This window comes from Mycobacteroides immunogenum, from assembly GCF_001605725.1.
GTDB classification, from domain to species: domain Bacteria; phylum Actinomycetota; class Actinomycetes; order Mycobacteriales; family Mycobacteriaceae; genus Mycobacterium; species Mycobacterium immunogenum.
Map to the genome: position 1 here is coordinate 842,812 of NZ_CP011530.1, position 19,503 is coordinate 862,314.

The window sequence follows — 19,503 nt, forward strand, 5'->3', positions numbered from 1 at the left end:
GGCCTAATTTTGTTGCAACACTGACGATTTGTGACTGGCGTCACGGCTGTGTGCTAGCCGAGGCGTGCGAAAGGCTGCGCCTCCTCGAGCTGCAGCGCCAGCTCGAGCAGTGTCCGCTCGCTGCCGCGGCACCCGCTGAACATCACACCGATGGGTAGGCCGTCGGGATCTTGGCCGAGAGGCAGCGATATCGCGGGAGCGCCTGAGGCATTGTGTACCGGAGTGAATCCCACGTATGAGCTGAGCTTGTCCAACAGTGCGTGTGGATCCTGATCGGGCGTGAGGTACCCGATACGTGGCGTGGTGTGGGTGAGCACCGGGGTGAGCACCACATCGATACCGGTGGTGAAGCCGCGTTCGTATACCCGTGCGGAGGCCGCCAGGCGAGTCAAGAACAGTGGTGTGCGGTATGACCGCTTAACAAATCTGCGGCTCAGCCCCAGCGTCAGTGGGTCCAGCCGGGAGGCGTCGAATCCCTCGAACAACCGGGAGCCGCCCTTGGCGACGGCGAACGCCAAGAAGGACCAATAGTCCTCGAAGTCGACCTTGAACGACGGCAGCACGGCGGGTGCGTACGGCTCGACGGTGTGGCCAAGGGACTCAAGCAGTTCCGCGACCGAGTTCACCGCCTGCCGGGTCGGGTTATCAGTGGCCGGGGTGAAGGGGGAGTCCATGCACAGGCCGATGCGCAGTCGGCGCTGCACCGGGCGATCCACTCTGCCGATCGGTGTCAGCTTCGGATTGCGGTAGTGCAGTTCGGCTGCCTCAAAGAAGCGGGCACAGTCTCGGACGCTGCGCACCAACACCCCGTCGGCGACGATCTTCACCGGCGCCGAGCCACTCGACGGGTCGCCCAAAAGTCTTCCCCGACTGGGCTTGAGGCCTACCAGGCCGCAGGCCGCCGCGGGGATCCGGATGGAGCCGCCGCCGTCGTTACCGTGCGCGATAGGCACCACGCCGGCGGCCACCAGGGCCGCCGAACCCCCGGAAGAGCCTCCCGCGGAGAAGTCCGTATGCCACGGATTACGGGTCACCGAGCCGCCCGAGCGTTCCGTACTCGCGGACCAGCCGTACTCGGGCATGGTCGTGGACGCAATGGGGATAAGCCCGGTGCTGAGAAGTTGTTGGGTGAACGGGCCATCGACGGTCTGCAGGTTCGGTGCGATCGCCGCGGAGCCCTCCGTCAGCGGCATACCGGCCACATGGATGTTGCATTTCGTCGCGGTGGGCACGCCCTGAAAAAGACCGGAGGCGCCGTCCGACAGCTCCGCGCGCTCACGGGCCCGGGGAAAGTCCTTGAATTCCACCGCATTGAGGGTCGGATTGACCCGTTCCAAGCGGACGATGGCGGCATCGGCGCACTCGGCCGCGGTGACTTCGCCGGACGCGATCCGCTCGGCGACGCCGGTGGCATCCAGGTCGCCCAGCGCGTCCTCGGTGAATGCGTGGATGCGGGTCATGCATGGCCTCCTAAGTAGGGCTCTATTGCCATGAATGTGGGTCGGGTGGGGTGTGCTATGTCTCGCGTGGCGGAGTGGTCTGGGCGCACGGGTAGCTCATAGGTTCGAAAGCTCCTACACCTCGTACCAAGGAGCTTGCCCGTGCGCGCGACCACTTTACTCAACCGTGTCCTCGACCTGCCGAAGACCACGGTCCGCGACGTCGAGTGCGGCGACAAGGTGACGGTGTGGGTGCGCCCGCAACAGCGGGTGATGTCCTGTCCGCATTGCGATTTCCGTACCCGGCACCGCTACGACACACGGATGGTGGATTCGGCGTGGCGGCACCTGGACCTCAGTGGGCGGGTATGTGTGCTCAAACTGCGGCGACGTCGGTTGCGCTGCCCCGAGCACGGTGTCCTGGCCGAGTCAGTGCCGTTCGCGCGGCCGGGATCGGGGTTCACCCGCGACTTCGAGGACCTTGCGGTCTGGCTGGCCGCCAAGTGTGACAAGAAGACGGTGTCGACGTTCTGCCGCGTCACGTGGCGCACCGTCGGGGCGATGTGTTCGCGCGTCGTGGCCGAGAAACTGGACCCCGACCGGCTGGCCGGGCTGGTCGACATCGGCGTCGATGAGATCTCCTGGCGCAAGCACCACAAGTATTTGACTTTGGTGTCCGACCACGACACCGGCACAATCGTGTGGGGTGCGCCGGGCAAGAAGGCAGCCACTCTCGACGCGTTCTTCACCGCGGCCCTACCCGCCGATGGCGCGAAGAAGATCGAGGCCGTGTCGATGGACCTCGGGCCGGCATTCGCGAAATCCGTTCGCGCACATGCCCCGCAGGCGGTGATCTGCTTCGATCCGTTCCATGTCGTCAAACTAGCCACCGACGCCCTCGACGACGTTCGCCGTCAGGTATGGCAGTCCGCGCGCAAACTGTCGGACAAGCAGATCGCCAAAACCTACAAGGGAGCCCGCTGGGCGCTGCTGAAGAACCCCGAATCCCTCACCGACACACAGAAAGCCACCCTCGCCCAGCTCAAACGCGAGGGCGGCGCACTGGTCCGCGCCTACGAACTGAAGGAATCGCTGCGGGCGGTGTTCGCCGGGGATCTTGACGCCGACACCGTCACCGACATGCTCGGGAAATGGTGCTCATGGGCGCAGCGGTGCCGGATCCCGCAGTTCGTCAAGGTCGGCCGAACCATCAACAAACACCTCGATGGCATCCAAGCCGCGGTGGAGCGCGGACTGGCCAACGGCCGCCACGAAGGGCTCAACAACAAGGTCCGGTTGATCATCCGCAGGGCCTACGGCTTCCACAACGCCGAGAACGCGCTCGCCATGATCATGCTCGTCTGCGGACCGGTGACCCTCGAACTCCCATACCACACATGAGGTCATCCACATTCATGGCAATAGAGCCCTAAGTAGGCGACGATCGCGTTGGTGAGCCCGCGCCGGGCCTCATCCAGATCCGAATACGTACCCAGCTGCTTTTCCGAAACAAGTCCCCGCATGGCGCCCGGGATAAAGGCCGCCACCTCGCGCACCCGGACGGGATCCACCTCCAGGCCGTCGAACGCCTGCTGGCACGCCCGCGCCCATCGATGTTTCCACGAGGCCAATTCGGCCGCCGTCTGGGGGTATAGCCGCTCGAGCTCGGTGGATTCGGGTGGCAATGCCCGGCGCAGGTTCTCGATCGCTCGGGAATCCGGGGCAGTCAGGCCCCGATAGAGGGTCTCGACGATAGCGCCGACCCGCTGGCTCAGAGGTCCCACGGGATCGCTGCGCCAGGGCTGTTCACCGCGGCGTTCCGCGGTGCGTTGCAGCACGGCTGCCCACAGCCCGTCGATATCGCCGAACTGATACTTCACCGCGCCCCAGGTGGCGCCACATTCCTTGGCGATCCTGTTGGCCGACACGGCCGCCGGATCACCGGAGGCGAGCACGCGCAGGGCGGCCTCGAGCATGCTCTCGCGGGTTGCCAGCCCGCGACGATTCGCTCGCCGCCCCTCTGCCGCCACTTCGCTCATCGGGATGATGCTAGCGCGCGGAGAAATTGTCACAGAAGTCTCTGTGAAAAGTGGCCACGGTGGATTAGTGTCGCCGCTTGAGGAGGGTTCCGATGCCGAAACCGCCGTTGTCGATGAGGCCCACTGGGTGGTTCCAGGTTGCCTGGTCCGCGGAGATCACCGTCGGTGCCGTGCACCGGATGACCTACTTCGGGCGGGAGATGGTGGCCTGGCGCGCGCAGTCGGGCGTGCTGGCGGTGCTGGACGCCTATTGCGAGCACCTCGGTGCGCATCTGGGCCATGGCGGTCATGTCGAGGGCGACCGCATTGTGTGCCCGTTCCACGGCTGGGAGTGGAACCGTGACGGCAGGAACGTGTGTATCCCCTACGAGAAACGGCCAAACCCGTTGCGGCGCATCCGGAGCTACCCGGTGATCGAACGCAATGAGGCTGTCTACATCTGGCACGACATCGACGGCCGCGCACCGTACTTCGATGTCCCGGATGTCTTCACTGGATTCGGCGATGGCAGCAGTGCCCAGGACTACTACCCGGGGTACCCGTACAGCACGCTGTATCGCGAACGGCTGCAACTGCATCCGCAGTACGTGCTGGAGAACGGGGTGGACTTCGCGCATTTCAAATACGTGCACAAGACGCCCTTCATCCCCAAGTTCACCCGGCAGGAGTTCGAGGATCCGATCTCGTACGTGGACTTCACCATCGCGTTCGACGAGATACCTGGCATGTCCGCCGACGACATTAAAAGCGGTGTGCAGGCCATCAACGGCGGGCTGGGTGTCGCCATCACCAAGAGCTGGGGAATGCTCGACAACCGCACCGTCTCGGCGGTGACGCCGGTCGATGACGAGACCTGCGATGTGCGATTCACCGTATTCATCGGCAGACAACCCGGCGAAGATTCCCCCGAACCGCCGCCGGCCGCGCAGACGTTCGCGCGGGCCATCGTCGACCAATTCCTTGCCGATATCCACATCTGGTCGCATCAGCGGTATTCGGATCCGCCCGCGTTGGTACGCGCCGAGTACGAGGGCTTCATCGCCCTGCGTAAATGGGCCACCCAGTTCTATCCGGAGGAGATCAGGGCGTGAGCGCGATCAGGGTTTTTCAGGTCGCCACCGGCAACGTGGGCGCCGAGATGATCAAGCGCATTGCCGCGCATCCCGATCTGGAACTGGCCGGATTGCACTGCTACTCACCGGAGAAGATCGGCCGCGACGCCGGGGAGTTGGTGGGATTGGCCGCGAACGGGGTGATCGCCACCGGCACCGTCGAGGAGATCATCGCCGCCCAACCCGATGTGCTGACGTTCCACGGTGTGTTTCCCGACGAGGACCTCTACGTCACGGTGCTCGAGGCGGGTATCGACATCGTCACCACTGCCGACTGGATCACCGGGCATCACCGCGACCAGAACCACCCACACCCGTCGGGCCGGCCCACCACCGAGGTGCTGCGGCAGGCGTGCGAACGCGGTGGATCGACCTTCTACGGCACCGGGATGAACCCGGGACTGACTCAGATCTTGGGGGTCATCCACTCCTGTGATGTGGCCGAGATCGAGAACGTGACCGTCATCGAATCGGTGGATGTGTCCTGTCATCACTCGGTGGACTCCTGGGAGATGGTCGGATACGGGCGCCCCATCGAAGACCCGGAGATCCCGGCACTTCTGGAGAAGGGCACCCGGGTCTTCGCCGACGGGGTGTATCTGATGGCCGACTGCTTCGGCCTGGAACTCGACGACGTCACGTTCTCCTATGAGTTGGGCGCGTGCACCGAGGACGTCGATCTCGGTTGGTATCGGTTGCCCAAGGGCTCGCTGGGAGCCAATTACCTGAAATATCAAGGGATCGTCGATGGGGTACCCAAGGTCGAGGTGCACGTCGAATGGCAGATGACCCCGAAGACGCAGCCGCACTGGAACGTCAAGGGCTGCTACATCACGAAGATTCAGGGCGATCCCTGCGTCTACAGCAAGCACATGGTCATACCGAAGCCCGGCACCGACTTCTCCGACCCCGCCGCCTTCGCGTCCGTCGGGATGACTGTCACCGGCCTGCCCGCGCTCAACGCCATCCGCAGCGTCATCGATGCCCCGCCGGGCATCCTCACCTCGGCTGATCTGCCACTGCGCGGATTCGCGGGCCGGTTCAAATGATTCGTCACAGACCCAACCGCTGGATACCGGCGTAGGCCCGGGGGAAGTATTTGAGCCGCCGGGGGACACGCGGCCACGCGGTGCGGACGATCGCCTGAAGGAGGGAAAAGAGGCGCTGATCTCGACGTGACCACGAAAGGTCCAGAATCTCGCGTCCGCGGGGCGTCATCATTGCGGACATCAGCCAGGGCGTCATCCTTCGTGCGAGCGGTTCGATAAGTAGGTTCCACGCGGGTTCGGGGATGGGTACGGGGAAGGTCTTGGGAATAGCTATCTTTCCAAGCCGACCGACCGCGAATTCGGTTGTCTTGTTGGACTCGAGAACGTGATCGTGCATGTGATCCCAGTACGCGCGGAAGTCTGCGTAGTTGTCGATGACGGGTCGCATCGAGAGCCCGTATTGCTGCCACCAAGTGACCCCTTCCCGAATCATCTGGTCCTTTTGGGCGCAGGTCAGGGGCGTACCGAAGAACTCCTCAAGCGAGATCACGGCGTCGATGAAGGTGGCGTGTGTCCACCAGAAGGTGTCGGGGTCGAGTGCGTGGTACCGGCTCCCATCGGGAAGCTCTCCCTTTACTTCCCGGTGGAAATCACGGACGAGCTGCCCGGTCCGCGATTCTGGGTCGTCATATATGACGCCCATGATCGGCGGAATCGAGCGGAGGAATCGGTCCATCGGATCGTCCAAGAAGTTCGAAACCTGTTGCAGGGACTGCCCTACCGCGGGATGCATGTTCTGCAATGTTCCCGTGTAGGGAGCCAGCAACCACAACGTGCGCTGTCCGAAAATGCGCCACACCAATGAGCCGGGTCCAATCGCCGAGTTGCGAGGTGTTCCCGGCTCTGTAGCGGGAGTCAATTCTGCGGGTGAGTGCTCGACATCCGTCACGCATGCAACATTACAACAAATAACGTTGAAGTGTTGCATGCGTGACGGATGTTGACGGTCTTCGCAGCTAGAGTGCGTATCCTGAGCTGATGACAGCTGGGCCGCACTCTCTTGATCCGGCCGTCACACGCATCTTGCAAGCGGCTCTGGAGCAGTTCGCGGTGCTCGGGGTGTCACGGACCTCCTTGACCGATATCGCGCGTCGCGCAAGCGTTGACCGCGGCACGATCTACCGGCGCGTGGGGGACCTGCAAGCCGTGACGTCGGCCGCGTTGGCCTTGGAGGGACAGCGCCTCGTGGATCAGATCCGGGCCGATATCGAACCCTTCGATGAGCTGTCGGAGCGTTTTGAGCGTGCTTTTGTCGGCACCGTGCAACGGATGCGCAATCATCCGATCCTGGTGCGTGCTTTGGAGGTAGACAGAGCCGCCGCATTGTTGGCTATCGCCGACGTGACTCCGGCGATCATGAACGCGGCGAATGCCTTCGTCGTGGCTGAAATTCAGCGTGCGCGATTGAACGGGTACGCCGCGCCGGTGGAGGAACAAACGTTGGCCGGCCTGACCGTTCGGCTGGTCCATTCGTTGGTGGTTTTCCCTGATGCGCCCCCAGTTCTCAGGACAGCCGAAGAACTAGCCGAGTATGTGCGGACCAACTTCGCGGCTCTTCTGTCGATCGCCGGCGGGCATACCGTGCCGATCAACTGACGATGACGGGCTGTGCGGGCACCTCTGCCAGCTGGGACGGGTAGCCTAAGGCCCGTTATGAGCGAGCGAGCCGACAAACCCAGTAATTCGTACGCCGCGGCCGGGGTGGATATCGAAGCCGGCGACCGGGCGGTCGAACTATTCAAAAAATCCGTCGCCAAGACGCATCGACCCGAGGTGCTGGGCGGTATCGGCGGTTTCGCCGGGCTGTTCGCCCTCAAGGGCGGCTACCGCGAGCCGGTGCTGGCAGCCTCCACCGACGGCGTCGGCACCAAGATCGCCGTCGCCCAGGCCATGGACAAGCGCGACACCGTCGGCCTGGACCTGGTGGCCATGGTCGTCGACGACCTTGTGGTGTGCGGCGCCGAGCCTCTCTTCCTGCAGGACTACATCGCCGTCGGCAAGGTGGTACCCGAGCGCGTCAGCGAGCTGGTCGCCGGTATCGCCGAGGGCTGTGCCATCGCCGGCTGCGCGCTGCTCGGTGGCGAGACCGCCGAACACCCCGGTTTGATGGCACCTGATGACTTCGACCTGTCGGCCACCGGTGTGGGCATCGTGGAAGCAGACCGCGTGCTGGGGCCGGACCGGGTTCGTCCCGGCGACGTCGTGATCGCGATGGGCTCCTCGGGCCTGCATTCCAACGGTTACTCGCTGGCCCGGCACGTGCTGCTGGAGATCGACCGGATGGATCTGTTCGGACAGGTCGAAGAGTTTGGCCGCACCCTGGGTGAGGAGCTGCTGGAGCCCACCCGGATCTACGCCAAGGACTGCCTGGCACTGGCCGCGGAGACCGAGGTGCGCACTTTCTGCCACGTCACCGGCGGCGGTCTCGCCGGCAACCTGGCCCGCGTGATCCCGGAGGGCCTGGTCGCAGAACTCGATCGGGGCAGCTGGACCCCGGGACCGATCTTCGCGATGATCGCGCAGCGTGGCCGCATCGAGCGCGCCGAGATGGAGAAGACCTTCAACATGGGTGTCGGCATGGTGGCCGTGGTCGCGCCCGAAGACGTCGACAGGGCGCTCGCGGTTCTGACGGCACGGCACATCGACTGCTGGACCCTCGGCACCATCAAGAAGTCGGGCAAGGATTCAGGCAGCGAGAGTGCCCTACTCGTGGGACAGCACCCGAGGTTCTAAGAACCTCGGGTGGGGTTACCGCAGTGCCGTTTTAGCGGCGCCAGGCGTCCTCGTCGTCCGCCCAGCGGTCGCTGGTGCGGTCGTCGTCCGGCTGAGATACCGGAGCACCCGAAAGTTCACGGCGGAGCTGCTCAAGATCCGTGTGAGGAGAGCTGTACTTCAGCTCGCGAGCAACCTTGGTCTGCTTTGCCTTTGCCCGGCCGCGGCCCATGGGGGAACCCCCTCGCGCAATAGCGGAGCGGCCCAATTCCAGGGCGGCTCCGGTGGAGTTTGTTTATCGATCCTGACGATAGTTTAGCGTGCCGATCGACCAACTGCTGCACGCCCTAACCACCCGGTTGGCCGGACCCCTGCCGCAGGCGGTTCACGGCCTCCCGTCCACGCTGCTCCGTCTGCAGGTCGGGCACGAGATCGAGGTCGATGGCGGCCGCCGCCGGACCCGCCGTCAGGGGTGCCGGATTACCGCCCGCGAGGGCCTCGACGACCGATCGTTTGACCAGTGCCAGCGCGATCGGGCCCAGGTCGACGTGGTCGATGACAGAACCCACCCGGCCCACTGCGCGGCCGGCGGCGCTCACCTCGTCCCCGGTCACGGGGCGATCGGCCGAGCCATCCAGATGCAGCAACACCAGCACCCGGGGCGGCTTGCCCAGATTGTGCACCCGGGCCACCGTCTCCTGCCCGCGATAGCAGCCCTTGGCCAGATGCACTGCTCGCGGATCGTCGTCGTCCGGCACGACACCGCCGATCCATGCCACCTCGTGGGGGATGGTGCGTTCATCGGTGTCCACGGTGAGCCGCGGCCGCGCGGCTGCGACCCGGAGCGCTTCAAAGGCCCACAGACCGGCCTGGCGCACCCCCAGACGCTCCGCCAGGCCGTCGCCTGACGGGACGAGCAGGTCGTAGGTCGCGTCCTGCAGCGGCCACGGCATACGCCGGATGAGGCCGCCGCCGGGCAGCTCGACCGCGTGGTCGAACTCGGGGAGTGCCGCGATTCCCAATTTCCCGGCCAGCTCCACGGTGCCGGGCCCGAGCAGGGTGAAGACCTTCAGATCGGAGGCGGCGACTTCGACCTTGGACCAGAACACCATCTTGGTGAGGAAGTCTTTGAGCGCCTGGCCGCGCCACGGCTCGGTGTCCAGATACGTGATGCCGCCCAGATCGGTTTGCACCCAGTGGTCTTCGACACGCCCCTGTCCGTCGAGATTGAGGTTCTCGCGCGTTTGGCCGTCCCGTAGATCGGCGACGTGCTGGCTGGAGATGGTGTGCAGCCAGCTCAGCCGCTCGGCTCCGGAGAGGGTGAGCACAGGGCGCGTGGATCGATCGACGAGGACGGCGCCGATCAGTGCGGCGCGTTGCTCTCCGAGCGGGTCGCCGTAGTGCCACACCGCACCGGTGTCCGGATTGTCTTCGGGTACGTAAACAGCCGTCATCGGTGCCTAACTTCTTCGCGCAAGCGGCTCATCACAGTTTCAACTCTACGACCGCTAATCTCATTGCCCATGGCGGTAGCGGTAGTGGTCACACTCGACGGTGAAGTGCACGACCCCGCGGTGCCGCTGTTGCATGCCGATGAGCTTGCGGCGGTACGTGGTGACGGCGCGTTCGAGACGGCGCTGGTGCGCGGCGGCTCCGTCTGCAAGCTGGAAGCCCACCTGGACCGGATGGCCGTCTCGGCGGCGTCGATGGATCTCGCCGAGCCCGACCGGGCGGCCTGGCGCTCCGCCGTCGAGATCGGGGTAGGGCAATGGAATTCGCTCTCGGGCGGGGATGCGATGCTGCGCCTAGTGTACACCCGGGGGCGTGAAAGCGGTGGGGGTGCAACGGCATACCTGACCATTGCGCCGGTTCCGGCGCGGTCGTTGACGGCACGGCGCGACGGCGTCTCGGTGATCACCCTGGACCGCGGGTTGCCCGCGCAACCGGCCGAACCGCTGCCGTGGCTGCTGTCGGGGGCCAAGACGCTGTCTTACGCGATCAACATGTCCGCCCTGCGGTACGCCGAAACTCAAGGGGCCCAAGACGTCATTTTCGTCAGTTCGGACGGATTCGTGTTGGAGGGGCCGCGCTCGACGGTGATCGTGGATACCGGCGATGCCCTGGTGACCCCCTTCCCTGAACACGGGATCCTGCACGGGACCACTCAGCGTGCGTTGTTCGAGGTGGCCACGGCCGAGGGGATTGCGTGCCGGTACGAGGCCGTCAAACCCGCTGATCTAATTGCCGCGCAGGATGTTTGGATGTTGGCGAGCATCACGCTCGCGGCTCGCGTGCATACGCTGGACGGCGTGGCGCGCCCTGCCGGGCCGCTTGCGGCACGGCTGCCCGAGCTGGTCGACAAGGCCATCGCGCTGTAGTTCCGATGGCCAGTTCCGATCGCCGCAGAATAAATCGGTTGTGGCACACCTCATTGCGTCGTACCGTCGTTGGTACACAAGGAAGGAGGTGGTCCGACAAATTGATTGCTTACGGGACATGTGAGGTGGCTGCTCGCTAGCTGCAGCCATGCGCTGCGGTGGGCAAATCCACGGCAGCCACCCGGCCCCCGAACCCTCGATGAGTCCGATCGAGCCGAACGGTTCGGGGGCCGCCCCTTTCTCAGGGGCGGCGGCTAAGCAAGGCGAACATGCTCAAAAGTGCGCTTTTCGCGCCGTTTCCGGCACATATGGGCATGCTCGGCAGAAGAGCTAGCCCGCGAAGCGTGATAACCGCGCCGACAGATGCGGCTCCAGACCGCCGTCGGCGCCGACCCGTTCCTCGACATAGGCCAGATCGCCACCGTCGACAATGCCGTACAGGCGCTTGGCCCCGCCGATCAGGGCGCCGGACTTGCTGCGGGCCAGCGCATCGGTCACCAGCTCCCAGGACGAGGCGTTGAGCGGCTGACCGTAGAACAGTTCGACAAATCCCGCGGCATGCGCCAGCACCAGCTCAATCGCCTGGTTCTCGTCGGGATCATTGGGGTCGGGCGCGAACCGCCAGAATCCGCTCTCGCGCAAGGTCAGCCGCTCGAACTGGCCGTCGGCGTCCAGCCGCCATGAGCGCGCGTCCCAGGTCAGGTAGTCGCTGCCGTCGTGTGCCACCACGATCTGCTGTCCGAAGCGGTAGTCGCCGTCGGCATCGCGGCCCTCGCCCTCGCCGCGCCACACTCCGACCAGGGGTAACAGCGCCAGCATCGCCGCGTTGAGCTCCGCGCCTTCGCGCAGGTTCGCGGTATCGGCGGGGATGGGAAGGTCGTGAAAGGTGGGGAGATTCCTCCCCACCGATGGCCGCTGCTCGGCGGCTGTCGGATCCGGTTCCGTCACGACTCGTCGGTGATCAGCCGGTACAACGCGTACAGCGCGAACCAGGTGATGACGAGCACCGCGGCCACCAACATGATCTCGAAGAAGAGCACCACGGAAAGGGAGCTTACCTGGGATAACGGTGTGACCCACAACTCGCCGGGTAACGCCGATCTCAGCTACCGCGATGTAGAGGTGTGGTGATCTTGTCGGGACGACCTTTATCTGCGTATTTCATGGCTGCGACCGTCTTGGTGGCGGGCGCCGTGGCACCTGTAGCGAATGCGCAGCCACCGAAGTTCCCGGACGTGGACTCCTATCCGGCCGTCGACCTCGCCGAATACCAGGTCATAGGGGCTCACCCGAGCATGTCGGGCTGGGTCTTCAGCACGCCCGGTGGCCTCAAGTGCCAGAGCAATATGATCGCCGACCTGGGCGTCTCCTGCGCCGGGACGATCGCTGGTGCCGGCACGGACATGAACTCCGTGGCGGTGTCGCTCACCAAGCCCGGCCTCATCGCGCGGTACGAGCAGAACCCCGACGACCACTCGTATCCGTTGCTGCCCACCGGTTCGAAGATCGCGCCCGGCAACGGCGTCGTCTGCGCGGTCCTTGCCGATGACGCCCTGGCCTGCCGGGCCAAGAAACCCGATTCTTGGCCCAAGGACACCCAGGACCCGCCGGATCGGCACTACGGCGAACACGGCTTCGTCGTGCAGCCCTCGGGTAGCTGGTCCTACTGATTCGTCGCCCGGTGGGGGATAGCCGTACCTCCATATGGCGGTAAACCCCACCTTGTTCGCGTTCAACCAGCGTTCACCGGGACTCGGATCGGAGTTAACTGCGCGCTGGCTAGAAATAACCCGCTCAGTTCGGGCTGAACTGACCGGGCAGAACCGCTGCTACGGCTTTTCAGCACTCACGTGGAAGGCCGACATGGCAGGAACGTTCATTCGATGCATCCGCAGTGCGTGTTTCGCGGCAGTGGTCGTTGGTGTTGCCGTACTGCAAGCTCCCCCCGTCTTCGCAGAGCCGGTGACCATGCAGCCAGAGGACCTGGATCAGGTCACCCCGGACGGTTGGCATATCCATCTGAACAGTTACAACGAGGTCGTCAACTCGATCCCGAACCTCGCCAACGCGAGTAATTCCCGCGAGGCCTTCGTCAACCTGTACTCCTCGGCGGCGGTCACCGGCGGACAAGGATCGATCCTGGACAGCCTCTTCATCATGGGTTATCAGCTGGGCTGCCAGTCCGATGTGTCGAGCGGACTGCAGCTGGGTGGTGCGGTCTCCGGCGGTGTCAGCGGGACTGGGTCTTTGGGTTCGAGCAACTCGATCGGGGGATCGGTCGGCGGCGGCGCCACCGGCTACGTGCAGACCGACCTGGAACCCGGTGTCATCGTCGATCTGCCGATGTCCAACATGGCGCTGAACCCGTCGGGTAGGGCGACGCTGGACATCACGAATCTGCACGTCAAGGTGGATGCCTGTGGTGGCGATGTCACCATCCGCTCTTACGCGTACCTGCGCATCTCGACTACCGGTGCCCACTCCTCGTACGCCATCTATGGCGAGCCGATCAAGATCTAGACAGGGGTGGCCGCGCACATGACATCACCTATCAGTAAGGGCGCCGGACTGCTCGCCGCCGTTCTCGGCGCCAGTGTCTTGCTGGCGCCGGGTGCGCTCGCGGCGCCGTCGCCGCCGGTTCCTCCCGGTCCGCCGCCCGGATACGACGGGCTGCCGTACCACAACATGCCCGGCCGGATCGGGCACCAACCCGGCGCCTATACGTACATCCTCGGCTTCTGGATGCGGCCGCGGCGGGTGCTCGACGCGGCAGGCACCAGCGCCATGAGCAACACCGATTCCGCGTCGGCCGAATATGGGATGCCCGGCTCTGAATTGGGCGTCGAACCGCTGCGGAACTCGACGCTGGGGGTCGCGCCGGGCGTGCGCCCGGAGTCGCCGATGGACTCGATCGGAGCGCCCGATCCTGCCGGTGGCGTGGTGCCCGGGGCCAGCATGCCCGGCGCGGCTCCCGGCGGTCTGGAAGACCCGGTACCGGGCACGCATCAGCCACCGCCGGAAACGGACAGTGAATCCGTCCAACCGAAGGCCAACGGAACCATCGGGCCCGGCTCGCTGAACAGCGGCCCGGATCCTGCCGCCTCGCACTGAATTATCCAGAGCCGCAATAAGACCAAGGAATCTGCATGAGATTTTGTACCTGGCGGGCCGGTGTCATCGCGGCGTTCGCCATCGCCGGCCTACTCGGCGCGCCCAGCGCGACCGCCGACCCATCGGTCCCGGGAGACCCGACCGGACAGATCTACACCCCACCCGGTTACATCGGGTACTACCCGGGTGTCTATGGGCTGCAATCCATTTGGTCGCTAACCCCGCCGCCGCGGGTACGCGACGCGGGCGGCACACGGGCCATGACCAACGCCGACCCCGAGTCCGCCCATGTCGGGATGCCGGGCGATCGCCTGGGTGTGCAGCTGAAACATGTCACCGTCAAACCGCATGAAGCCGGTCCGCTCGGTCAGGTGTTCGGAGCCCGCCCGTCGTCACCCATGCAGCGGACCGCAGTGCCGGAGACCGCCGGAGGTACGGCCCCGGGGGCGACGGCCGCTACCGGCAGGCAGAACATCCCCACCGGACAGCCCATGGGTCTGGAGGATCCTTCTCCGACTGGGAATCCACCCGATCAGCCGATGCCGGGCCTCGAGGCCAGGCAGCCGGTTCGGAGTGCGGCGGCCGCACCGGACACCGCGAACTGAGCTCCATCACAAACGACGAACGCGCACCCAGGTAGCCGGAGGATTCCGACACCTGAGTGCGCGCTCGGCGAAGAGGCCTAGGCCACTCAGCTTTCGATCTTGATGTCGACCTCGTGGATGCCGGCGCCGGTGGGGCTCACCGTCGCGGTGCCGTTGCCGGCCGACGACAACGCCCGCAGCGTCCAGTCGCCCGGAGCGGCGAAGAACCGGAAGTCGCCGGTCGCAGACGCCACCACCTCGGCGGTGAATTCATCCGAGGAATCCAGCAGCCGCACGAAGGCGCCGCCCACCGTCTGGCCGTTGCCATCGACCACGCGGCCGGTGATCACGGTTTCCTTCTCAACGTCGACGCCCGCCGGAATGGCCAGGCCCTGCTTCGGTGCACTGCACATAACTAGCTTCCCAACTCGATCGGGGCTCCCACGAGAGAGCCGTATTCGGTCCAACTGCCGTCGTAGTTCTTCACGTTCTGGTGTCCCAGGAGCTCCTGCAACACGAACCAGGTGTGCGACGAACGCTCACCGATGCGGCAGTACGCGATGGTTTCCTTCTGGCCGTCCAGCCCGGCGTCGGCGTAGAGCTTGGCCAGCTCTTCATCCGACTTGAAGGTGCCGTCCTCGGCGGCAGCCTTGCTCCAGGGAACGTTGATGGCGCCGGGGACGTGCCCGGGGCGCTGGCTCTGCTCCTGCGGCAGGTGCGCGGGAGCCAGGATCTTGCCGGAGAACTCATCGGGCGAGCGCACGTCTACGAGGTTCTTTGCACCGATGGCGGCAATCACCTCGTCGCGGAACGCGCGGATGGTGTTGTCGGGAGCGGCAGCCTGGTACGAGGTCGCCGGACGCGAGACCGTGTCGGTGGACAGCGGGCGGCCATCCAGCTCCCACTTCTTGCGGCCGCCGTCGAGCAGCTTCACGTCCTGGTGCCCGTACAGCTTGAAGTACCAGTACGCGTAGGCCGCGAACCAGTTGTTGTTGCCGCCGTACAGAACCACGGTGTCGTCGTTGCCGATGCCCTTGTCGGACAGCAGTTTCGAGAACTGCTGCTGGTCCACGAAGTCACGCTTGACGGCGTCCTGCAGATCGGTCTTCCAATCCAGCCTGACGGCGCCCTCGATGTGGCCGACGTCGTACGCGCTGGTGTCCTCGTCCACCTCCACGAACACCGTGTTGGGAGCGGAAAGATTGTCTTGCGCCCATTGGGCGGAGACCAGTACGTCAGAGCGGGCCATATAGAGGATTTCCTTCCGTGTTTGTTGATTACTGAGCAGACGGCTGAGTGCGGCGGAACCGGGTGACGAGCGGATAGATCTGGCAACCCAGGCAGATGCCGAACGCGGCGTTGAGGAAGGCCGCGCCGAGCGCGAGCGCGGTGGCGATCACGCCGAGCAAGGTGACACCGGTGGCAAATCCGACGGTGCCGATCGCGGCGAAGGTGAAGCCCAGTAGCTGCGCGAACTGCAGCGGCGGGATGGGCTCACGCTCGGTCACCGGGCTCAGCCGTGGCTGGATCAGCGTCCGGAAGATCACGCCGTAGGGGGCACGATGCGGCCCCAGCAGCGCGCCGATCGCGAACACCACAGCTTGGAGGCCCAGGATCACCGCGGCCGCCACCGGCGATACCGCCGACACGGCAAGCGTGACGATGAGAACGGTGGTGGTGACCCAGGCGGAAAAGCGGGGGCCGCGGACGTCAACCTGACTGATTGCGGGCGTTGTGTTGGCAGTGGTCATGAGATGTTGTGCTCCTAAGGGTGGCGGGCATGGCTACACCTGTTTCGGCACACGCAAAGGTGGCCGCGATTAGCAGCAACAACAACAGCAGCAGCCCGCGACGCGGCACAGATCGACAGCGCGTCGTTTGGTGAGCATCGGCTCAAGGCGGGCTTGCACGGCGACGAGTTTACCCCGGCTGCGTCATGCCCTGCAGCGCAGTGCGCAGGTCCGCGGCCTTGGGTACCCCCGAGACTCGATACGCCTGCCGTCCGGTGGCATCAAAGATGAAGGTTGTCGGCAGCGAAAGCACCGACAACGCCCGGGCGGCGTCGGGGTTCGCGTCGATATCCACCTCTATATGCGCGACGCCGGGCTGGTCGGCCGACACCTGGTCGACAACGCGGCGCACCGCCGCACACGGTCCACACCACACCGCGCTGAAATGCACGATCGTGGGTCCGGTCGCCGAGAGTTCGATGCCGGGCGGGGCCTGCACCTCATCGGATCCGCCAGGGCCTTCGCGCAGCTTGCCGGACCTGCTCTTGATGGCCACCGCGATGAGGCTCGACGCCAGCAGTGCGACCGCGATCGCAATGACCGCGGTCACCAGTGGCGACGACCCGCTCGCGTGCAGAGCGGACAAATCTGACGTCATGACTGCTTGAACGCGTCCAGAGAGATCGTTACTCCCTCGGCGATACCTTCGATGATCACATCTGATCCACGTGCGCCGACCGTGGTTGGTTCGATGGCGAAGGGCAGCTTCTGCCGGGGAACCACTTTGGTGAAGGCGGCGAACACACCGGCCTGCTGCTCCTCGGGCACATCGCGATCGGCGGTTCCTGGGCCCGTGACCACCGATGTCGCGACGAGTTGTAAGTCCGTCTTGTCCGGCCCGCCGACGGACACGTCGACAGAGACGGTCACCTTGTGCTGAAACTCACCCGTCTTGGGTGTCCCGGTGAAGAGCAGACCCGTTCCCGTCGAGATACCGGACTCGGTGGTACCGCCGGTCGCGTCGTTCTGCTCCTTGGGTGGTGGCTCGACGGCAAGGTCATTGATTCCCATGAAGCGGCCCAGGTGATTGGAGTCGATGATGATCCGGCTCTCCAAGCGGTCCACCCGCAACGGCGAATCCGGGCGGATCAGCCAGGATGCCTGGGAGACGTCGATGCCATGCAGGGTGCCTTCCAGCGTCGCCTTGCCCGTCTCGGCGTGGTCGACGCCGTGCGCCTTGATCTCGATTTCCTTGTACCGGTGCCGCAGGGCCTGCGGAATGAACGGAAACACCAGGATCGCCACCGACGGATCGGAGCTCAGGTTGGCCTCGGTGCGCAGCGTCCGGGACAGCCGGTATTCGGCGAAAATCGCAAATCCGAAATCGGTGCCGGTGGCCATGATCGCCAATGCGGACACCGCCGCAATGGCGGCGATCAGGGGTTTGCGCATCTGCATATTCTGGCGTATTGCCACGGAGCCGCTGTTCCCGACGGGCCTGGTGGGCAGTCACGCCACGTGCTCATCGAACGCGTGCGGGCCTCACGCGAGCGGCTCATCCACGCTTACCAGCAGGTGGCGCGGTACATTATGGAACACCTGGAGACCGAAGCACCCGGGTGTTGGAGGGCTCGTTGGACCTGTTGCTGTTGACCGCTGACCCAAACCCCGATGCGGTGCTGCCGTCCCTGTCGCTGCTCGCCCATACCGTGCGGCCGGTGCCCAATGAGGTGTCTTCGCTGTTGGAGGCGGGCGCTGCCGATGTGGCGATAGTCGATGCGCGCACCGATCTGGCTTCCGCGCGCGGACTGTGCCGGCTGCTCGGTGCGGCCGGATCCTCGGTTCCGGTGGTTGCCGTGGTCAACGAGGGCAGCCTGGTGGCAGTCAACGTCGACTGGGGGCTGGACGACATCCTGCTGCCCGGAACGGGCCCCGCTGAGATCGACGCGCGGCTGCGTCTGCTGGTGGGCCGTCGCGCGGGTGCGGTCAACGTGGAGAACGCCAGCAAGGTCGTGCTCGGTGAATTGGTGATCGACGAGGGCACCTACACCGCCAGATTGCGTGGCCGCCCGCTTGACCTCACCTATAAGGAATTTGAACTGCTGAAGTACCTGGCACAGCATGCCGGTCGCGTTTTCACCAGGGCTCAACTGCTCCAAGAAGTATGGGGATATGACTTCTTCGGCGGCACCCGCACCGTGGATGTGCACGTGCGGCGACTGCGCGCAAAGCTGGGCGGCGAGTACGAATCGTTGATCGGCACGGTGCGCAATGTCGGCTACAAGGCGGTCCGCCCGCCGCGGGCGAAGGGCGACCCCGGTCCGGCGGCGGATTCGGTCGAGGACAGCGAATCCGATATCGACGATCTGGACGACGATGGCAGCGGTGACGACATCGGTGCCGAGCCAGGGGCGATCAACGCGGGGTGATTCTCCGACTAGCGTTGGCGGTATGACCGAATGGGTCCCGCTCCTCGATAGTCAGCGTCAGCTGCAGATACGCGAATTGATTGTCGAGGCCACTCGCGCCGACGGCATTGCTCCCGTGGGGGAGCAGGTGGTGCGTGAGCTGCGCGGCACCGAGGCCAAGCACCTGATTGCCGAGGATGGGGACGACGTAGCCGCCTTCCTCAATTTGGCGCTGCCCGATCAGGACGCCTCCGAGAACGCCACGGCGATGGCCGAATTGGTGGTCGCGCCGAAGGCGCGTCGGCGTGGGATCGGTTCGGAGATGATTCGGCAAGCGCTCGATGAGGGCGGTGCGGGCACTCGCATCTGGGCGCATGGCGACCTGCCCGCCGCGCAAGCGGTGGCCGCCAAGCTGGGACTGGTCGCGCTGCGGCGGCTGCACCAGATGCGCAGACCGCTTGCCGAGCTGCCCGCCCTGTCCGCCGACCCCAGCGTTGTTATCCGTTATTACTCTGGGCCCCAGGATGATTCGGACCTGCTGCGCGTCAACAACGCGGCGTTCTCGTGGCATCCCGAGCAGGGCGGCTGGACCCAGGACGACCTCGCGGTCCGGTTCGCCGAACCGTGGTTCGATCCCCGCGGGTTGTTCCTGGCGCATGACGCGCAGAGCGGGGACTTGCTCGGATTCCACTGGACCAAAAGGCATTTGGACAAGCCCGGGATGGGTGAGGTGTACGTCGTGGGGGTTGACCCGGAGGCGCAGGGACGTGGGCTGGGCCGGCTACTGACCTTGGTGGGGTTGCATCATCTGGCGGGCCTCGGACTGCGGACCGTGTTGCTGTACGTCGAATCGGACAACCAGGCGGCATTGCGCACGTACGAGCGGCTGGGATTTGCGGTGGCGCTCACCGATGCCGCCTATGGTCGCGCCTGACAGGGCG

At 65.2% G+C, this 19,503-nt stretch carries 24 protein-coding genes; 12 read left to right on the forward strand and 12 right to left on the reverse strand.

Going from position 1 to position 19,503, the window contains the following annotated elements; genetic code table 11:
* Positions 1 to 53: 53 nt before the first annotated feature.
* Positions 54 to 1,460 (reverse strand): amidase, encoded by a 1,407-nt coding sequence (locus tag ABG82_RS04260; RefSeq protein WP_043079928.1) that lies wholly within the window; start codon positions 1,458 to 1,460, stop codon positions 54 to 56.
* A 141-nt stretch (positions 1,461 to 1,601) separates the two neighbouring features.
* On the opposite strand from ABG82_RS04260, the gene ABG82_RS04265 reads away from it, so the two are divergent.
* Positions 1,602 to 2,840 (forward strand): ISL3 family transposase, encoded by a 1,239-nt coding sequence (locus tag ABG82_RS04265; RefSeq protein WP_043080596.1) that lies wholly within the window; start codon positions 1,602 to 1,604, stop codon positions 2,838 to 2,840.
* A gap of 2 nt (positions 2,841 to 2,842) precedes the next feature.
* On the opposite strand, the gene ABG82_RS04270 is transcribed toward ABG82_RS04265, so the two are convergent.
* Positions 2,843 to 3,478 carry a TetR/AcrR family transcriptional regulator gene (locus ABG82_RS04270; protein WP_054417050.1) on the reverse strand — a complete coding sequence of 212 codons (636 nt, stop codon included), beginning with the start codon at positions 3,476 to 3,478 and terminating at the stop codon, positions 2,843 to 2,845.
* A gap of 92 nt (positions 3,479 to 3,570) precedes the next feature.
* Here ABG82_RS04270 and ABG82_RS04275 point away from each other — a divergent pair, with 92 nt between their 5' ends.
* Positions 3,571 to 4,569: a Rieske 2Fe-2S domain-containing protein gene (locus ABG82_RS04275; RefSeq protein ID WP_043080469.1), complete on the forward strand. Its 999-nt coding sequence runs from the start codon at positions 3,571 to 3,573 to the stop codon at positions 4,567 to 4,569.
* Complete coding sequence (locus tag ABG82_RS04280; protein WP_078343538.1) at positions 4,566 to 5,639, forward strand: NAD(P)H-dependent amine dehydrogenase family protein; 1,074 nt, start codon at positions 4,566 to 4,568, stop codon at positions 5,637 to 5,639. The genes ABG82_RS04275 and ABG82_RS04280 overlap by 4 nt, the downstream gene beginning before the upstream one ends.
* Positions 5,640 to 5,643: 4 nt before the next feature.
* On the opposite strand, the gene ABG82_RS04285 is transcribed toward ABG82_RS04280, so the two are convergent.
* Complete coding sequence (locus ABG82_RS04285; protein WP_234708120.1) at positions 5,644 to 6,528, reverse strand: oxygenase MpaB family protein; 885 nt, start codon at positions 6,526 to 6,528, stop codon at positions 5,644 to 5,646.
* Between the two features lie 89 nt (positions 6,529 to 6,617).
* On the opposite strand from ABG82_RS04285, the gene ABG82_RS04290 reads away from it, so the two are divergent.
* Together ABG82_RS04290 and purM are read left to right on the forward strand one after the other, a co-directional pair.
* A complete protein-coding gene (locus ABG82_RS04290) occupies positions 6,618 to 7,235 on the forward strand; it encodes a TetR/AcrR family transcriptional regulator (RefSeq protein ID WP_052511144.1) in 618 nt (205 codons plus the stop codon).
* A gap of 57 nt (positions 7,236 to 7,292) precedes the next feature.
* Positions 7,293 to 8,372 (forward strand): phosphoribosylformylglycinamidine cyclo-ligase, encoded by a 1,080-nt coding sequence (gene purM, locus ABG82_RS04295; RefSeq protein ID WP_043080465.1) that lies wholly within the window; start codon positions 7,293 to 7,295, stop codon positions 8,370 to 8,372.
* Positions 8,373 to 8,403: 31 nt separating this feature from the next.
* On the opposite strand, the gene ABG82_RS04300 is transcribed toward purM, so the two are convergent.
* Both ABG82_RS04300 and ygfZ read right to left on the reverse strand, forming a co-directional pair.
* Entirely contained in the window at positions 8,404 to 8,583 is a 180-nt protein-coding gene (locus ABG82_RS04300; RefSeq protein WP_005064225.1) for a DUF3073 domain-containing protein, read from the reverse strand.
* 115 nt (positions 8,584 to 8,698) lie between these two features.
* Positions 8,699 to 9,805, reverse strand: a complete 1,107-nt coding sequence (gene ygfZ / locus ABG82_RS04305; protein WP_043080464.1) for a CAF17-like 4Fe-4S cluster assembly/insertion protein YgfZ — start codon at positions 9,803 to 9,805, stop codon at positions 8,699 to 8,701.
* A gap of 69 nt (positions 9,806 to 9,874) precedes the next feature.
* Between ygfZ and ABG82_RS04310 the strand changes: the two genes are divergently transcribed.
* Complete coding sequence (locus ABG82_RS04310) at positions 9,875 to 10,729, forward strand: aminodeoxychorismate lyase (protein ID WP_043080463.1); 855 nt, start codon at positions 9,875 to 9,877, stop codon at positions 10,727 to 10,729.
* Between the two features lie 330 nt (positions 10,730 to 11,059).
* On the opposite strand, the gene ABG82_RS04315 is transcribed toward ABG82_RS04310, so the two are convergent.
* Entirely contained in the window at positions 11,060 to 11,677 is a 618-nt protein-coding gene (locus ABG82_RS04315) for an FABP family protein (protein WP_043080462.1), read from the reverse strand.
* A 287-nt stretch (positions 11,678 to 11,964) separates the two neighbouring features.
* Here ABG82_RS04315 and ABG82_RS04320 point away from each other — a divergent pair, with 287 nt between their 5' ends.
* From ABG82_RS04320 to ABG82_RS04335, 4 genes are all read left to right on the forward strand, one after another.
* On the forward strand, positions 11,965 to 12,399 hold the full coding sequence (locus ABG82_RS04320; RefSeq protein ID WP_162269226.1) for a hypothetical protein: 435 nt from the start codon (positions 11,965 to 11,967) through the stop codon (positions 12,397 to 12,399).
* A gap of 193 nt (positions 12,400 to 12,592) precedes the next feature.
* Positions 12,593 to 13,249 (forward strand): MspA family porin, encoded by a 657-nt coding sequence (locus tag ABG82_RS04325; RefSeq protein WP_016341812.1) that lies wholly within the window; start codon positions 12,593 to 12,595, stop codon positions 13,247 to 13,249.
* Positions 13,250 to 13,267: 18 nt separating this feature from the next.
* Positions 13,268 to 13,840, forward strand: coding sequence for a hypothetical protein (locus tag ABG82_RS04330; protein WP_043080460.1), 573 nt, complete (start codon positions 13,268 to 13,270; stop codon positions 13,838 to 13,840).
* 35 nt (positions 13,841 to 13,875) lie between these two features.
* A complete protein-coding gene (locus ABG82_RS04335; RefSeq protein WP_043080459.1) occupies positions 13,876 to 14,445 on the forward strand; it encodes a hypothetical protein in 570 nt (189 codons plus the stop codon).
* 86 nt (positions 14,446 to 14,531) lie between these two features.
* On the opposite strand, the gene ABG82_RS04340 is transcribed toward ABG82_RS04335, so the two are convergent.
* The 6 genes from ABG82_RS04340 to lmeA all read right to left on the reverse strand — a co-directional run bounded on the left by ABG82_RS04340 (position 14,532) and on the right by lmeA (position 17,612).
* On the reverse strand, positions 14,532 to 14,837 hold the full coding sequence (locus ABG82_RS04340) for a DUF1416 domain-containing protein (RefSeq protein ID WP_005064245.1): 306 nt from the start codon (positions 14,835 to 14,837) through the stop codon (positions 14,532 to 14,534).
* Between the two features lie 2 nt (positions 14,838 to 14,839).
* Positions 14,840 to 15,673 (reverse strand): sulfurtransferase, encoded by an 834-nt coding sequence (locus tag ABG82_RS04345; protein ID WP_043080458.1) that lies wholly within the window; start codon positions 15,671 to 15,673, stop codon positions 14,840 to 14,842.
* A gap of 28 nt (positions 15,674 to 15,701) precedes the next feature.
* Positions 15,702 to 16,175, reverse strand: coding sequence for a DUF4395 domain-containing protein (locus ABG82_RS04350; protein WP_043080457.1), 474 nt, complete (start codon positions 16,173 to 16,175; stop codon positions 15,702 to 15,704).
* 69 nt (positions 16,176 to 16,244) lie between these two features.
* On the reverse strand, positions 16,245 to 16,334 hold the full coding sequence (locus ABG82_RS29300; RefSeq protein ID WP_354535866.1) for an Ms5788A family Cys-rich leader peptide: 90 nt from the start codon (positions 16,332 to 16,334) through the stop codon (positions 16,245 to 16,247).
* Between the two features lie 10 nt (positions 16,335 to 16,344).
* A complete protein-coding gene (locus ABG82_RS04355) occupies positions 16,345 to 16,764 on the reverse strand; it encodes a thioredoxin family protein (protein ID WP_162269227.1) in 420 nt (139 codons plus the stop codon).
* 44 nt (positions 16,765 to 16,808) lie between these two features.
* Positions 16,809 to 17,612, reverse strand: coding sequence for a mannan chain length control protein LmeA (gene lmeA, locus ABG82_RS04360; RefSeq protein ID WP_162269228.1), 804 nt, complete (start codon positions 17,610 to 17,612; stop codon positions 16,809 to 16,811).
* 176 nt (positions 17,613 to 17,788) lie between these two features.
* On the opposite strand from lmeA, the gene ABG82_RS04365 reads away from it, so the two are divergent.
* Together ABG82_RS04365 and mshD are read left to right on the forward strand one after the other, a co-directional pair.
* Positions 17,789 to 18,583 (forward strand): winged helix-turn-helix transcriptional regulator, encoded by a 795-nt coding sequence (locus ABG82_RS04365; RefSeq protein ID WP_043080472.1) that lies wholly within the window; start codon positions 17,789 to 17,791, stop codon positions 18,581 to 18,583.
* Between the two features lie 22 nt (positions 18,584 to 18,605).
* Positions 18,606 to 19,496, forward strand: coding sequence for a mycothiol synthase (gene mshD, locus ABG82_RS04370; protein WP_043080455.1), 891 nt, complete (start codon positions 18,606 to 18,608; stop codon positions 19,494 to 19,496).
* The last annotated feature ends 7 nt before the right edge of the window (positions 19,497 to 19,503 follow it).

Excerpts from the sequence above, each read along its gene's own strand:
- ABG82_RS04260 (WP_043079928.1), bottom strand. The coding sequence starts at position 1,460 with ATGACCCGCATCCACGCATTCACCGAGGACGCGCTGGGCGACCTGGAT.
- ABG82_RS04270 (WP_054417050.1), bottom strand. The coding sequence starts at position 3,478 with ATGAGCGAAGTGGCGGCAGAGGGGCGGCGAGCGAATCGTCGCGGGCTG.
- ABG82_RS04275 (WP_043080469.1), top strand. The coding sequence starts at position 3,571 with ATGCCGAAACCGCCGTTGTCGATGAGGCCCACTGGGTGGTTCCAGGTT.
- ABG82_RS04290 (WP_052511144.1), top strand. The coding sequence starts at position 6,618 with ATGACAGCTGGGCCGCACTCTCTTGATCCGGCCGTCACACGCATCTTG.
- purM (WP_043080465.1), top strand. The coding sequence starts at position 7,293 with ATGAGCGAGCGAGCCGACAAACCCAGTAATTCGTACGCCGCGGCCGGG.
- ABG82_RS04300 (WP_005064225.1), bottom strand. The coding sequence starts at position 8,583 with ATGGGCCGCGGCCGGGCAAAGGCAAAGCAGACCAAGGTTGCTCGCGAG.
- ygfZ (WP_043080464.1), bottom strand. The coding sequence starts at position 9,805 with ATGACGGCTGTTTACGTACCCGAAGACAATCCGGACACCGGTGCGGTG.
- ABG82_RS04310 (WP_043080463.1), top strand. The coding sequence starts at position 9,875 with ATGGCGGTAGCGGTAGTGGTCACACTCGACGGTGAAGTGCACGACCCC.
- ABG82_RS04325 (WP_016341812.1), top strand. The coding sequence starts at position 12,593 with ATGGCAGGAACGTTCATTCGATGCATCCGCAGTGCGTGTTTCGCGGCA.
- ABG82_RS04330 (WP_043080460.1), top strand. The coding sequence starts at position 13,268 with ATGACATCACCTATCAGTAAGGGCGCCGGACTGCTCGCCGCCGTTCTC.
- ABG82_RS04335 (WP_043080459.1), top strand. The coding sequence starts at position 13,876 with ATGAGATTTTGTACCTGGCGGGCCGGTGTCATCGCGGCGTTCGCCATC.
- ABG82_RS04340 (WP_005064245.1), bottom strand. The coding sequence starts at position 14,837 with ATGTGCAGTGCACCGAAGCAGGGCCTGGCCATTCCGGCGGGCGTCGAC.
- ABG82_RS04345 (WP_043080458.1), bottom strand. The coding sequence starts at position 15,673 with ATGGCCCGCTCTGACGTACTGGTCTCCGCCCAATGGGCGCAAGACAAT.
- ABG82_RS04350 (WP_043080457.1), bottom strand. The coding sequence starts at position 16,175 with ATGACCACTGCCAACACAACGCCCGCAATCAGTCAGGTTGACGTCCGC.
- lmeA (WP_162269228.1), bottom strand. The coding sequence starts at position 17,612 with ATGCAGATGCGCAAACCCCTGATCGCCGCCATTGCGGCGGTGTCCGCA.
- mshD (WP_043080455.1), top strand. The coding sequence starts at position 18,606 with ATGACCGAATGGGTCCCGCTCCTCGATAGTCAGCGTCAGCTGCAGATA.